Here is a 14,546-nt window from a genome sequence, read left to right on the forward strand (position 1 = left end):
TAGCTAGATACTGAACATCATTGCGGTCAGCAGGAAATCGAGCCCGAGCACTGCGAGCGAGGCGGCGACCACAGTGCGGGTGGTGGCGCGAGACACGCCCTCGGGCGTCGGCTGGGATTCGTAACCCTGCAGCAGTGCGATGAAGGTCACCGTGAAGCCGAAGACGATGCTCTTGACCACGCCGTTGCCGACGTCGCGCCAGACATCGACGCCGCCTTGCATCTGACCCCAGAAGGCGCCCGGATCGACGCCGAGCATCAGCACGCCGACCACGTAGCCGCCGCTCACGCCGACTGCGCTGAACACGGCCGCCAGCAGGGGCATGGTGATCACGCCGGCCCAGAAGCGCGGCGCGAGGATGCGCTGCACGGGATCGACCGCCATCATCTCCATCGCGCTTAGTTGTTCGCCGGCCTTCATGAGGCCGATCTCCGCCGTCAACGAGGTGCCCGCGCGGCCCGCGAACAGCAAGGCCGCGACCACCGGACCGAGTTCGCGCACCAGGCTCAGCGCGACCAGCAGGCCGAGCGCTTCCGAAGAGCCGTAGCGCTGCAGCGTGTAGTACCCCTGCAGCCCGAGCACGAAGCCCACGAACAGCCCCGAGACCGCAATGATCGCGAGCGAGTAGTTGCCGAGGAAGTGGATCTGGTCGCGCACCAGGCCGAAGCGGCGCAGGCTGCGCGCGCCCCGGAACACCAGGCGCAGGAACAGGTGGGCGCCCAGCCCCAGGTCGGCGAGCTTGGAGCGCACGGCAAAACCCACGTCGGCGGGCCGGTACCAGCTCATTCGCGCTCTCCGTGGGTGTTGCCGAAATCGTCCTCGACGCCGACGCCGGGATAGTGGAAATGCACCGGCCCGTCGGGCAGCGCGTTGACGAACTGGTGCACCAGAGGATCGCCGCTCTGGCGCACCTCCTGCGGCGTACCCTGGGCGGCAATGCCGCCGTTGGCCAGGATGATCACGTGGTCGGCGATGCGAAAGGTCTCTTCGAGATCGTGCGAGACCACGACGCTGGTCAGCCCCAGCGTGTCGTTGAGCTGGCGGATCAGGCGCGCCGCGGTGCCGAGCGAGATCGGATCGAGACCGGCGAAGGGCTCGTCGTACATCACGAGATCCGGGTCGAGCGCGATCGCACGGGCCAGCGCCACGCGCCGCGCCATGCCGCCCGAGACCTCGCTGGGCATCAGGTGCCGCGCGCCGCGCAAGCCCACCGCATCGAGCTTCATGAGCACGATGTCGCGCACCAGGGCTTCGGGCAACTGCGTGTGCTCGCGCAGCGGAAAGGCGACGTTGTCGAACACGCTCATGTCGGTGAACAGCGCGCCGAACTGGAACAGCATGCCCATGCGGCGCCGCGCGGCGTAGAGCGCATCGGTCCCGAGCTTGCCGACATCCTGTCCGTCCACCAGCACCTCGCCGCGCTGCGCACGCAGCTGGCCGCCGATCAGCCGCAGCACGGTGGTCTTGCCGCCGCCGGAGGCCCCCATCAGCGCCGTCACCTTTCCGCGCGGCACCGAGAACGAGACGCCATCGAGGATGGGCCGCTCGCCGTAGCCGAAGCCGAGGTCGCGAAATTCAACGAGGGAGGTGGTGGATGGGTCCATATCAAACAGAAAAGCCGGGGCGCCTTCAGGCATCCCGGCTCGCGGTTGCACCCATGATAAATGAAGCACGGGTCATGCCCATGCCCCGAAGTGGGGGCCTAATCCAGGCCTAATTCAGCGCGGCAGATCGCTGAATCCCATCAGGAATTCGTCGACGGAGCGCGCCGCCTGGCGCCCTTCGCGGATCGCCCACACCACCAGCGACTGGCCACGGCGGATGTCGCCCGCGGCAAACACCTTGGGCACGTTGGTTGCGTAGCCGCCGACGAAGTCGACGCTGGCCCTGGCATTGCCGCGCGCATCTTTCTCCACGCCGAAGGCATCGAGCACGTTGCCGACCGGGCTCACGAAGCCCATGGCCAGGAGCACCAGATCGGCCTTCAGCACTTCTTCGGTGCCGGGGACCTCGACCATCTTGCCGTCCTTCCACTCCACGCGAACGGTCTTGAGGCCGGTGAGCTTGCCCTTCTCGCCGATAAACTCCTTGGTCGAGATCGCGAACTCGCGCTCGCAGCCCTCTTCGTGGCTGGAGCTGGTGCGCAGCTTGTAGGGCCAGTAGGGCCAGGTCAGCGGGCGGTTTTCTTCCTCGGGCGGCTGCGGCATCAGTTCGAACTGCGTGACGCTGGCGGCGCCGTGGCGGTTGCTGGTGCCCACGCAGTCGGAGCCGGTGTCGCCGCCGCCGATCACGATCACGTGCTTGCCGGAGGCAGAGATCTGGCCCTTCACCTTGTCGCCGGCGTTGACCTTGTTCTGCTGCGGCAGGAACTCCATGGCGAAATAGATGCCATCGAGATCGCGGCCCGGCACCGGCAGGTCGCGCGACTGCTCGGCGCCACCGGTCAAGATAACCGCATCGAACTCGCGGTCGAGCTGCTCGGGCGTGACGATTTCCTTGGCCCAGTTCGTGACCTTGGAGCCCTTGCCGAGCGGATCCTTGGCGGCGCCGACCATCACGCCGGTGCGGAAGACCACGCCTTCGGCCTTCATCTGCTCGACACGGCGATCGATGTGCACCTTCTCCATCTTGAAGTCGGGGATGCCGTAGCGCAGCAGGCCACCGATGCGGTCGTTCTTCTCGAACAAGGTGACGTCGTGGCCGACGCGCGCGAGCTGCTGCGCGGCCGCCATGCCGGCCGGGCCGGAGCCGACCACCGCGACCTTCTTGCCGGTCTTGTGCTTGGCCGGCCGCGGTGCGACCCATTTTTCTTCCCACGCGCGATCGATGATTGCGTGCTCGATCGACTTGATGCCCACCGGGTCGTCGTTCACATTGAGCACGCAGGCGGCCTCGCAGGGCGCGGGGCAGATGCGGCCGGTGAACTCCGGGAAGTTGTTGGTCGAATCGAGCACCACGAAGGCGCTCTGCCAGTCGCTTTGGTAGACCAGGTCGTTGAAGTCCGGAATGATGTTGTTGACCGGGCAACCGCTGTTGCAGAAGGGCGTGCCGCAGTCCATGCAGCGCGCACCCTGCACCTTGGCCTGGGCCTCGTCGAGCCCGACAACGAATTCCTTGTGATGCTTGACGCGCTCCTTGACGGGCTTGTAGCCCTCCTCGATGCGCTCATGCTCCATGAAGCCGGTGATTTTTCCCATCGTGATTCCTTTGCTCACCCCCGTTGCTTGCTCACTTCGTGTAGCCTCCTGCCCCCTTCAGGGGGCAGCACCAGCGGCCCGGCAAAGCCGGATCCGCGGTGCTCCCCGAAGGGTTGAGATGGCACACCTAAAGAAGCTGCACGGCGTATGAAGAGTTGTTGCTTGATCAGGCCGTGACCGGTTTGTTGACGACCGCGTGCGGCTCCATGCCCACGTGGGCGTTGTTGCCGCTGCTCGTGAGCTCGACCTGGCGGTCGTGGATCTCGGCCAGCGCGCGCTTGTATTCGTTCGGGAAGACCTTGACGAACTTGGTGCGCGAGACCGCCCAGGTGTCGAGCAGTTCGCGCGCGCGCTTGCTGCCGGTCCAGCGATGGTGGTCTTCCAGGAGCTTCCTGAGCTGCGCCTCGTCGGTCTCGCCGTCGTGCCAGATCTTGCGGTGCACGCTCGCGATCTGCTCGGCGGAGGTCAGCACCTTGTCGAGCGAGACCATCGAGAGGTTGCAGCGCGACGCGAACTGGCCGTCCTCGTCATAGACGAAGGCGACACCGCCGCTCATGCCGGCCGCGAAGTTGCGCCCGGTCTTGCCGAGCACCGCGACCGTGCCGCCGGTCATGTATTCGCAGCCGTGATCGCCGGTGCCTTCGACCACCGCGGTGGCGCCCGACAGGCGCACCGCGAAGCGCTCGCCGGCCACGCCGCACAAGTAGGCCTCGCCGGTGGTCGCGCCGTAGAGCGCGGTGTTGCCGACGATGGTGTTGCGTATCGCTTCACCGCGGAAGTCGAGGCTGGGACGCACCACCACGCGGCCGCCCGAGAGGCCCTTGCCGGTGTAGTCGTTGGCATCGCCGATCAGGTAGAGCGTGATGCCGCGCGCCAGGAAGGCGCCGAAGGACTGGCCGCCCGTGCCTTCGAGCTGGATGCGGATCGAATCGTCAGGCAGGCCTTGCGGATGCACCTTGGTCAGCGCGCCCGAGAGCATGGCGCCGACCGATCGGTTGACGTTGCGCGCCACCTCGATGAACTGCACCTTCTCGCCCTTCTCGATCGCCGGGCGCGACTTCTCGATCAGCTTGTTGTCGAGGCTCTTCGCGAGGCCGTGGTCCTGCGCCTCGACGTGGTAGCGCGGCACGTCGGCCGGCACGTTCGGCTGCGCGAACAGGCGGCTGAAGTCCAGGCCGCGGGCCTTCCAGTGCTCGATGCCCTTCTTGGTGTCGAGCAGGTCGGCGCGGCCGATCAGCTCGTCGAACTTGCGGATGCCCAGCTGCGCCATGATCTGGCGCACTTCCTCGGCAACGAAGAAGAAGTAGTTCACCACGTGCTCGGGCTTGCCGGTGAACTTCTTGCGCAGCACCGGGTCCTGCGTGGCCACGCCGACCGGGCAGGTGTTGAGGTGGCACTTGCGCATCATGATGCAGCCCTCGACCACCAGCGGCGCGGTCGCGAAGCCGAACTCATCGGCGCCAAGCAGTGCGCCGATGGCGACGTCGCGGCCGGTCTTCATCTGGCCGTCGGCCTGCACGCGGATGCGCCCGCGCAGGCGGTTGAGCACCAGGGTCTGCTGGGTCTCGGCCAGGCCGATCTCCCACGGGCTGCCCGCGTGCTTGATCGACGACCATGGCGACGCGCCGGTGCCGCCGTCATGGCCCGCGATCACGACGTGGTCGCTCTTGCACTTGGCGACGCCGGCCGCGATCGTGCCGACGCCGACTTCGCTCACCAGCTTGACGCTCACGCTCGCGTGCGGCGCGACGTTCTTCAGGTCGTGGATCAGCTGCGCCAGATCCTCGATCGAATAGATGTCGTGGTGCGGGGGGGGAGAAATGAGGCCCACGCCCGGCACCGAGTAGCGCAGCGCGCCGATGTAGTTGGACACCTTGCCGCCCGGCAGCTGGCCGCCTTCGCCAGGCTTCGCGCCCTGCGCCATCTTGATCTGCAGCTGGTCGGCCGACGAGAGGTACTCGGCGGTGACGCCGAAGCGGCCCGAGGCGACCTGCTTGATCTTCGAACGCAGCGAGTCGCCGTCCTGCAGAGGCAGGTCGACCTCGACGTTGGCTTCGCCGATCACGCTCTTGAGCGTGTCGCCCACCTTGATCGGGATGCCCTTGAGCTCGTTGCGATAGCGCGCCGGGTCTTCACCGCCCTCGCCGGTATTGCTCTTGCCGCCGATGCGGTTCATCGCGACGGCGAGCGTCGAATGCGCTTCGGTGCTGATCGAGCCCAGCGACATGGCGCCGGTCGCGAAGCGCTTGACGATCTCGCTCGCCGGCTCGACCTCGTCCACGGAAATCGCCTTGGCCGGATCTATCCTGAACTCGAACAGCCCGCGCAGCGTGAGATGGCGGCGGTTCTGGTCGTTGATGAGCTGCGCGTATTCCTTGTAGGTGTTGAAGTTGTTGGCGCGCGTGCTGTGCTGCAGCTTGGCGATCGCGTCGGGCGTCCACATGTGCTCCTCGCCGCGCGTGCGCCAGGCGTATTCGCCGCCGGCGTCCAGCATGTGGGCGAGCACCGGGTCGTCGCTGAAGGCCGCCTTGTGCATGCGGATGGCTTCCTGCGCGATCTCGAACACGCCGATGCCCTCGACGCGGCTGGCAGTGCCGGTGAAGTACTTGACGATCGTTTCGCTGTTGAGCCCGATGGCTTCGAAGAGCTGCGCGCCGCAGTAGCTCATGTAGGTGCTGACGCCCATCTTCGACATGATCTTGGACAGACCCTTGCCGATCGCCTTGACGTAGTTGTAGATCGCCTTCTCGGCGCTCAGGTCGCCCGACAGGTCTTCATGCATCGCGGCCAGGGTTTCCATCGCGAGGTACGGGTGCACGGCCTCGGCGCCATAGCCCGCCAGCACGCCGAAGTGATGCACCTCGCGCGCCGAGCCGGTCTCGACCACCAGGCCGGCGGTGGTCCGCAGGCCTTCGCGCACCAGGTACTGGTGGATGGCCGACAGCGCCAGCAGCGCGGGGATCGCGATCTGGGTCGGGCTCACCGCGCGGTCGCTCACGATCAGGATGTTGTGGCCGCCCTTGATCGCATCGACCGCTTCGGCGCACAGCGAGGCCAGCTTGGCCTCGACGCCCTCCTCGCCCCAAGCGAGCGGATAGGTGATGTCGAGCGTGTAGCTCTTGAACTTGCCCTGCGTGTATTTGCCGATGTCGCGCAGCTTCGCCATGTCGCCGAAGTCGAGGATCGGCTGGCTCACCTCGAGCCGCATCGGCGGGTTGACCTGGTTGATGTCGAGCAGGTTCGGCTTCGGACCGATGAAGGACACCAGCGACATCACGATCGCCTCGCGGATCGGATCGATCGGCGGGTTCGTGACCTGCGCGAACAGCTGCTTGAAGTAGTTGTAGAGCGGCTTGTTCTTGTTGGACAGCACGGCCAGCGGGCTGTCGTTGCCCATGGAGCCGATGCCCTCCTCGCCGGCCGCAGCCATCGGGCTCATGAGGAACTTGATGTCTTCCTGCGTGTAGCCGAAGGCCTGCTGGCGATCGAGCAGCGCGACCTGGCTCACCGGCGCCTGCACGGCCTCGGCCTCGACGCTGTCGAGCTTGATGCGCAGGTTCTCGATCCACTGCTTGTAGGGCTTGCTGTTCGCGAGGGTGGCCTTGACCTCCTCGTCGTCGATCATGCGGCCTTGTTCCAGGTCGATCAAGAACATCTTGCCGGGCTGCAGGCGCCACTTGCGCACGATCTTCTGCTCGGGCACGGGGAGCACGCCGGATTCGGAGGCCATGATCACCAGGTCGTCGTCGGTCACGCAGTAACGCGAGGGCCGCAGGCCGTTGCGGTCGAGCGTGGCGCCGATCTGGCGGCCGTCGGTGAAGACGATCGAGGCCGGGCCGTCCCAGGGCTCCAGCATCGCGGCGTGGTATTCGTAGAAGGCGCGGCGACGCGTGTCCATGGTCGCGTGCTGCTCCCAGGGCTCGGGAATCATCATCATCACGGCCTGGCTGATCGGGTAGCCGGCCATCGTGAGCAGTTCGAGGCAGTTGTCGAAAGTAGCGGTGTCGGACTGGTCGGCGAAGCTGATCGGATAGAGCTTCTGCAGATCTGCACCCAGCACCGGCGAGGACATCACGCCTTCGCGCGCCTTCATCCAGTTGTAGTTGCCCTTGACCGTATTGATCTCGCCGTTGTGCGCGACATAGCGGTACGGGTGGGCCAGCGGCCACTCGGGGAAGGTGTTGGTCGAGAAGCGCTGGTGCACCAGGCCCAGGGCCGAGATGCAGCGCTTGTCCTGCAGGTCGAGGTAGTAGGTGCCGACCTGATCGGCCAAGAGCAGACCCTTGTAGACCACCGTGCGGCTCGACATGCTCGGAACGTAGTACTCCTTGCTGTGCTTGAGCTTCAGGCGCTGGATGCTGGCACTGGCGGTCTTGCGGATCACGTAGAGCTTGCGCTCCAGCGCGTCCTGCACGATCACGTCGTTGCCGCGGCCGATGAAGACCTGGCGCAGGAGCGGTTCCTTCTTGCGCACGGTCGGCGACATCGGCATCTCGCGATTCACCGGCACGTCGCGCCAGCCCAGGAGCACCTGGCCTTCGGCCTTGATGGCGCGTTCCATCTCCTGCTCGCAGGCCTCGCGGGAAGCATGCTCCTTGGGCAGGAAGATCATGCCGACGCCGTACTCGCCGGGCGGCGGCAGCGTGACGCCCTGCTTGGCCATCTCTTCGCGGTACAACAGATCGGGCAGCTGGATCAGGATGCCGGCGCCGTCGCCCATCAGCTTGTCAGCGCCCACTGCGCCGCGATGGTCCAGATTCTCGAGAGTCTTCAAGCCCTGCAGCACGATGGCATGGCTCTTTTCGCCCTTGATGTGGGCCACGAAGCCGACGCCGCAGGCGTCGTGCTCGTCGGCACCGGAGTAAAGGCCGTGTTGTTGGAGATGCTCGATCTCGGCAGCCGTTGTCATGGGCGTGCTCCTTCAATTTTTCGCAGGGAAAAGGAGCATATTGCGTTGCACAAATAATGCCAAACACTTTATTTGGGGTCAGATTCCAATTTCATTCCATACCCATAGGAACAACTTAATTAAGGGACACATCAAAATTGATAGCAAATGGACTGTATCCTGCGCGGGCACCGGCATTTTTTCGATCAGCTCTGGGCGGCCGGCGGGCGGCCAGGGCGGGCCTTGAGCACACGCCGCGGCGTGGCTTTTTGTAACGACTCCAGAAAGTCGCGATCCCCCACAGCCCAGCCATGCAGCGTGGCCTCGGTCAACTCCGCTTGATCGGTGGCCGGAACGCCCGCGCGCACCAAATCGGCATACGCGGCTTCGCGGGCGAACGGCGTGTTGCCCAGCGCCCAGTACAAAGGATGCGGCGTCAGCAGCTTGTCGTGTCGCAGCCCGGCATAGTGCGCATGGCTCGACCACGGGTAGTCGCGCGCCTCCGCGGCGATGCCGGCCCGCACCGGGTTCAGGTCGATGTAGGCCATGCAGGCCAGCAAGTAGCGATCGGTCTGGATCAGCGTCGACTTGTAGCGCCCTTCCCACAAGGTACCGCTGCGTCCATGCCGGTCGTTGAAGTAGCGCACGTAGCGCCGCCCGATCGCCTGCATCCACTGCGGCAGTCCGTCGGCGCTCGAAGGCGTGGCGAGCAGGTGGAAATGGTTGTCCATCAGCACATAGGCGTGCAAGGCGATGCCGAAGCGCGCGGCGTTCTCGCCCAGCAGGCCCAGCAGCATCTCGCGGTCGGCGCGGTCGATGAAGACGGCTTGGCGGTTGTTCCCGCGCTGGATCACGTGGTGCGGCTGGTCGGCCAGCGTGAGGCGGGGCAGGCGTGCCATGGCGCGGATTCAGCGCATCGATCAGGGCAGGCGAAAGCGCGTCGCCAGCAAGGACTCGAGCCCGAACTGCTCCAGCAGCTCGCGCAGCCGCGCCGCGGCGCTGGCTTTGCGCTGGCCGGTATGGCGCGCGATGATCAGCTCGTTCTTCATGCTGTGCTCCCAGCCCACCAGCTCGGTCACCGTGACCTGGTAGCCGTTCGCCTCCAGGTAGAGGCAGCGCAGCACGTTGGTGAGCTGGCTGCCGATTTCGCGCGTGTGCAGCGGGTGGCGCCAGAGCTCGGCCAGCGGTGTGCGCGACAGCGCCAGCGCCTTGGTCTGCCGCAGGCAGGCGGCAATCTCGGCCTGGCAGCAGGGAACCAGCACCATGAAACGCGCTTCTTTCGCGAGGCCGAAAGCGATCGCGTCGTCGGTGGCGGTATCGCAGGCATGCAGCGCGGTCACGATGTCGATCCGCGCCGGCAGTTCGCTGGCGCCGGCAGATTCGGCCACGGTGAGATTGAGGAAGGACATGCGCTCGAAACCGAGCCGTGCAGCAAGCGCGCGCGACCGGTCGACCAGTTCGGCCCGGGTTTCGATGCCGTATACGTGCCCACCGCCGCACTGGTTGAAGAACAGGTCGTAGATGATGAAACCGAGGTAGGACTTGCCCGCGCCATGGTCGGCCAGCGTGGCCTGGGCGCCCTCGTTCGGCAATTCGTACAGCAGCTTCTCGATGAACTGGAACAGGTGATAGACCTGCTTGAGCTTGCGGCGCGAATCCTGGTTGAGCCGGCCTTCGCGCGTGAGGATGTGTAGTTCCTTCAACAGCTCGACCGACTGGCCCGGACGCAACTCGCTTTGCAGGTCGGCTTCGGCTTTCGACGCGCGGGCGACGGTCTTGCTGCTCATCGCGCCGCTCCGCCCGGACCGACGTCCAGCGCCGCCCATCCTTGCGCACCAAGCGCTTCGAGCGTCTGGATGTTGCGCCCGAAAATGGCCTCGGCATCCGGGAAGGCTTCGACGGCGCGGCTCACGCTGTCTTCGCGCAGCAGGTGCAGCGTGGGGTACGGCGCACGATTGGTCGCGTTGGTGATGTCCTCGGCCTCCGTGCCGGCGAACTGGTAGTGCGGATGGAAGCTCGCCAGTTGGAACTGGCCGTCGAAACCCGCGCGCATCAGCCGACGCTCAGCGCGCGCCGTGAAATCGTTGAAGTCCAGAAAGTCGGCCAAGGTGTTCGGTGCGATCAAGAGTGTGGTGTCGCGTTCGGAAGGGTCCCGGGCCGCGAGCTCGTGCGCTTCAAGAAGCAGCGTATCGATCAGGTCGGCCTCTGCGCCCGGCAGATAGACGGCATAGTGAATCTGTCCTCGCACATGCACCGCCTTCGCAAAGGGGCATAGGTTGAGACCGATGACCGCGCGCTCGAGCCAGCGTTGCGTGTCGGCCTGCGCCTGTGCTGCCGAAATTGTGGCACCTGTGTTCATGCCGTGCCCGTGCGGGGACTTGAAGGCGACACGCGGGATACGAGGGCCATCCCCGCCAGCGAGCAGGCCAAGGTCACGACCCAGGTCCATTGCCAGCCCCCGGCGCGGTGGGCGATCCAGGCGACGACCGGCGGCGCGATGAACTGCCCGAGCGACGAGGCCTGCTGCATCATCCCCACCGTCGTTGACACGGTGGAAGGCCCGGGCGCCAGCCGGACCGCGAGCATGAAGAGCGTGGCCGGCACCACCCCGCCGCCGAGCGAGAACATGCAGATCGCGAGATAGCGCAGCGCGGGCGGCAGGCTGGCGGCATCGGCGGCCTGGCCGATCTGCGCAAAGGCCGCGACGCCGCCGAGCGCCATCACGACGAAGCCCACGCGCAGCAGGCGTTCGGGCGCGATGCCGTGCTGCAGGAAGCGGCCGCCGGCGACGTTGCCGACGATGTTCATCGCCGCCGCGAGCGCTGTCAGCGCTGCGCTCCAGGCATCCGGGACGCCAGCGTCGGTGTAGATGGCGGGCAGGAAGCCGATCACCGCCATCCATTGCGCCGAGTACACCGCGAACGCCAGCGCGAGCGTCCAGGGTCCGCCTGCGCGCACGGTATCGAGCAGGCGTCCCGACCAGTTCTCCGGCGAGATGGCGGCAGGCGATGCCATGCGCTTGTTGTCCGCGGGCACGCCGAGCACGACCCACGCCGCCGCGGCCGCCGACACCAGCGACAGCGCCCACCACCAGCCCGGCCAGCCCGCCCACGCGATGAACGCGGGTCCGAGCAGTAGCGCCAAGGCGACGCCGAGCGGCATGTAGGCGCCCCAAAGACCCATCGCCGCCTTCTCGGTGCTCGGTTGCGACATGGCACGGATCAGCCCGGGCCCCGGCATCACCACCAGGAGAAAGCCGACGCCTTCGAGCGCACGCAGCACCAGCAGCAGGTGAATGGCCTTCGCCCCGCCCTCGCCCGAGCTCCCGACCAGCCCGCCGAGCACGCTCGCGCCTGTGATCACGGCCAGGCCCGCGAGCATGCTGCGGCGCAGGCCGATCGTGTCCGCCGCGAGGCCGACCACGAGGCCGAGGGTCATGCCGGCGACCTGCACCAACGACAGCAGAAAGCCTGCTTCGACCAAGCCGATGCCCAGAGAGGCCTGCAAGGCCGGGACGGCCGGCGCCAGCTTGCCGAGATGCAAGGCGGCCGCGACGCCCGCCACGACCACGGCGAGCGCAGCGGCGGGTATGCGTGCATGCGCTTGGCTGCGGCTCATTCTTCGGTCCACCGCCGTCCAGTGAGGCGCTCGTGTTCCCGCATCGCGAAGCGATCGGTCATGCCGGCGATGTAGTCGGCCACCGCGCGATGCCGGCCCGCACGCTGCGCATAGGAGTCGGGCATCTCTTCGGCGCGGGCCAGATAGGCGGCGAACAGCTCGCGCACGACCTGCTGCGCCCGGTCGGTGGTCTGCGTGACGCGCGGATGCCGGTAGAGATTGCGAAAAAGGAACTGCTTGAGCTCGATGGATTGCGCGCGCATGGCCTCGCTGAAGAGCACCAGCGGCCCGGCCCTGCGCGCGGCGTCGGCATCGGCCGGCGCGGCCGCCTCGAGCGCGGCGCGGGTGGCATCGATCACGTCGTAGACCTGCGCGCTCAGCATCCGGCGGATCGCCTCATAGAGCACGCGCCGCCCCTGCAGTTGCGGATACTCGGCCAGCGCTTCGCGGCGATAGCGGTCGAACAGGCCGACCTCGCTCACGCGCTCGATGCTGATCAGCCCCGACCTCACGCCGTCGTCGATGTCGTGGGCGTTGTAGGCGATCTCGTCCGCGAGGTTGCACAGCTGCGCTTCGAGCGAAGGCTGCGTGCCGTCGCAGAAACGCCGCGCCACGCCGCCCGGCTCGCTCGCCTCGATGCGCTTCGCATTCGTTCGGGAGCAGTGCTTGAGGATGCCTTCACGGGTCTCGAAGCTCAGGTTGAGGCCGTCGTACTGCGGATAGCGGTGTTCGAGTTCGTCCACGACACGCAGGCTCTGCAGGTTGTGCTCGAAGCCCCCGTGCTCCGTCATGCAGGCATTGAGCGCGTCCTGGCCCGCATGGCCGAAAGGCGTGTGGCCGAGGTCGTGCGCCAGCGCGACGGCTTCCACCAGGTCTTCGTTGAGCCGCAGCGCGCGGGCGATGGAACGACCGAGCTGCGCGACCTCGAGCGAATGGGTCAGGCGGGTGCGAAACAGGTCGCCCTCGTGGTTCAGGAATACCTGGGTCTTGTAGACCAGGCGCCGGAACGCGGTCGAATGCACGATGCGGTCGCGGTCGCGCTGAAAGGCATCGCGCGTGGGCGCAGGCGGCTCGGGATGCCGCCGCCCGCGCGAGCGCGCCGGATCGCTGGCATGGCGCGCCAGGCTCATCGCCAAGCCTTCCGATTCAGGCCGCGCAGCATTGCGCCAGCACCTCGCGCACCATCGCCTCGGGTGCGCTGCGCATGACGGCCGAGCCGGGCTTGTCGATCACGACGAAGCGGATCTCGCCCGCCTCCGACTTCTTGTCGATACGCATCAGTTCGAGATAGCGCTCCGCGCCGAGCGCAGGCGCGACCACGGGCAGGCCCGCGCGCTCGATCAAGGCCGTGAGACGCTGCACGAAGGCAGCGTCGACGCCACCCAGGCGCTGCGACAGATGCGCGGCCAGGACCATGCCGAAGCCGACTGCCTCGCCATGCAGCCACTTGCCGTAGCCCAGGCCCGACTCGATCGCGTGCCCGAAGGTGTGGCCGAAATTGAGGATCGCCCGCAGGCCGGTTTCGCGCTCGTCCTGCCCCACCACCGCGGCTTTGATCTCGCAGCTGCGCTTGACGGCGTATGCCAGCGCACCCGGTTCTCTGGCCACCAGCGCGTCGATGTTCGACTCGATCCAGTCGAGGAAGCGCATGTCGTAGATGGGGCCGTACTTGATGACCTCGGCCAGGCCGGCGCTGAGTTCGCGCGGCGCCAGCGTACCGAGCGTGGCGAGGTCGCACAGCACCAGTTGCGGCTGATAGAAGGCGCCGATCATGTTCTTGCCGAGCGGGTGATTGATCGCGGTCTTGCCGCCCACCGACGAGTCGACCTGGGCCAGCAAGGTGGTCGGCACCTGCACGAAGGGCACGCCGCGCATGTAGCTCGCTGCGGCGAAGCCGGTCATGTCGCCCACCACCCCGCCGCCGAGCGCGAACAGCACCGTCTTGCGGTCGCAGCCATGGCCGAGCAGGGCATCGAAGATCAGGTTCAGCGTCTGCCAGTCCTTGTGCGCTTCGCCGTCGGGCAGTTCGAGCACGTGCACGGCATGGAAGCGTCCGGCCAGCGTCCGGCGCAATGCAGCCGCATAGAGCGGCGCCACGGTGGTGTTGGTGACGATCAGGGCCGTGGCGGCTGCGGGTACCGCTGCAAAATTCTTCGGTTCGCCGAGCAGGTCGCTGCCGATCAGGATCGGATAGCTGCGTTCGCCGAGCTGGATCTCGACGGATTCGGGGGAGGCAGGCAATCGCATGGCCCCGAGTTTAGGCGCATGCCGCAAGGGCTTGCCTCAGTCCGGTGGGTGGCTCCGGGTTTCGGCGGAGACCGCGCCGGCAAGTTCGAGCTGCATCACGATGATGTTCACCAGCATCGCGACCGAGGGCCGGCCGGTCTCGACCACGTCGTGGGCCGTCTCGCGATAGAACGGGTCGCGCGCACTGTAAAGCTCATGCAGGCGACCCAGGGGATCGGCCACCTGCAGCAGGGGGCGCTTGACGTCGTGGCGCAGCCGCCGGAACAGATCCTCGGGCGAGGATCGCAGGTAGATCACGTGGAAGTGCGTGCGCAGCTGGATCCGGTTGGCCTCCCGCAGTACGGCGCCGCCGCCGGTCGCCACGACGCCATGGGCCGTCGCCGCGAGATCGGCGATCACGGCTTCTTCGACATTGCGGAAGCTTTCTTCGCCTTCGCGTTCGAAGTAGTCGCGGATGGAGCAGCCGATCCGGCGCTCGACCACCTCGTCGCTGTCGATGAAGGGAAGCTGCAGGCGCTGGCCAAGGCGCCGGCCCACTGCTGATTTTCCGGCGCCGGGCAAGCCGACGAGCGCGACCGCCACGCGGTGCTACGAAC

The 14,546-nt window shown here is 66.8% G+C and carries 11 protein-coding genes; all 11 read right to left on the reverse strand.

Annotated elements, in window-relative coordinates; genetic code table 11:
- Nucleotides 1-3: 3 nt before the first annotated feature.
- Entirely contained in the window at nt 4-786 is a 783-nt protein-coding gene (gene mlaE / locus ACSQ86_RS22955; protein WP_436305189.1) for a lipid asymmetry maintenance ABC transporter permease subunit MlaE, read from the reverse strand.
- Nucleotides 783-1,637, reverse strand: coding sequence for an ABC transporter ATP-binding protein (locus ACSQ86_RS22960; protein ID WP_436293290.1), 855 nt, complete (start codon nt 1,635-1,637; stop codon nt 783-785). The genes mlaE and ACSQ86_RS22960 overlap by 4 nt, the downstream gene beginning before the upstream one ends.
- An 81-nt stretch (nt 1,638-1,718) precedes the next feature.
- Nucleotides 1,719-3,197, reverse strand: coding sequence for a glutamate synthase subunit beta (locus ACSQ86_RS22965; RefSeq protein ID WP_436309635.1), 1,479 nt, complete (start codon nt 3,195-3,197; stop codon nt 1,719-1,721).
- A gap of 166 nt (nt 3,198-3,363) precedes the next feature.
- Nucleotides 3,364-8,106 carry a glutamate synthase-related protein gene (locus tag ACSQ86_RS22970; RefSeq protein ID WP_436309636.1) on the reverse strand — a complete coding sequence of 1,581 codons (4,743 nt, stop codon included), beginning with the start codon at nt 8,104-8,106 and terminating at the stop codon, nt 3,364-3,366.
- 185 nt (nt 8,107-8,291) lie between these two features.
- Complete coding sequence (locus ACSQ86_RS22975) at nt 8,292-8,984, reverse strand: transposase (RefSeq protein WP_436296450.1); 693 nt, start codon at nt 8,982-8,984, stop codon at nt 8,292-8,294.
- A 21-nt stretch (nt 8,985-9,005) separates the two neighbouring features.
- Nucleotides 9,006-9,872: a class I SAM-dependent methyltransferase gene (locus ACSQ86_RS22980; RefSeq protein ID WP_436305192.1), complete on the reverse strand. Its 867-nt coding sequence runs from the start codon at nt 9,870-9,872 to the stop codon at nt 9,006-9,008.
- The gene (locus ACSQ86_RS22985; protein WP_436309637.1) at nt 9,869-10,444 is read right to left on the reverse strand and encodes a DUF1415 domain-containing protein; all 576 of its coding nucleotides are present in this window, start codon (nt 10,442-10,444) and stop codon (nt 9,869-9,871) included. The genes ACSQ86_RS22980 and ACSQ86_RS22985 overlap by 4 nt, the downstream gene beginning before the upstream one ends.
- Entirely contained in the window at nt 10,441-11,703 is a 1,263-nt protein-coding gene (locus ACSQ86_RS22990; RefSeq protein WP_436309638.1) for an MFS transporter, read from the reverse strand. The genes ACSQ86_RS22985 and ACSQ86_RS22990 overlap by 4 nt, the downstream gene beginning before the upstream one ends.
- Nucleotides 11,700-12,833 (reverse strand): deoxyguanosinetriphosphate triphosphohydrolase, encoded by a 1,134-nt coding sequence (locus tag ACSQ86_RS22995; RefSeq protein WP_436309639.1) that lies wholly within the window; start codon nt 12,831-12,833, stop codon nt 11,700-11,702. The genes ACSQ86_RS22990 and ACSQ86_RS22995 overlap by 4 nt, the downstream gene beginning before the upstream one ends.
- A gap of 16 nt (nt 12,834-12,849) precedes the next feature.
- Complete coding sequence (gene aroB, locus ACSQ86_RS23000) at nt 12,850-13,950, reverse strand: 3-dehydroquinate synthase (RefSeq protein ID WP_436309640.1); 1,101 nt, start codon at nt 13,948-13,950, stop codon at nt 12,850-12,852.
- A 36-nt stretch (nt 13,951-13,986) separates the two neighbouring features.
- Nucleotides 13,987-14,532 carry a shikimate kinase gene (locus ACSQ86_RS23005; protein ID WP_436293281.1) on the reverse strand — a complete coding sequence of 182 codons (546 nt, stop codon included), beginning with the start codon at nt 14,530-14,532 and terminating at the stop codon, nt 13,987-13,989.
- Between the last annotated feature and the right edge of the window lie 14 nt (nt 14,533-14,546).

The organism is Variovorax sp. LjRoot130 (genome assembly GCF_964253755.1).
In the GTDB taxonomy this organism is placed as follows: domain Bacteria; phylum Pseudomonadota; class Gammaproteobacteria; order Burkholderiales; family Burkholderiaceae_C; genus Variovorax.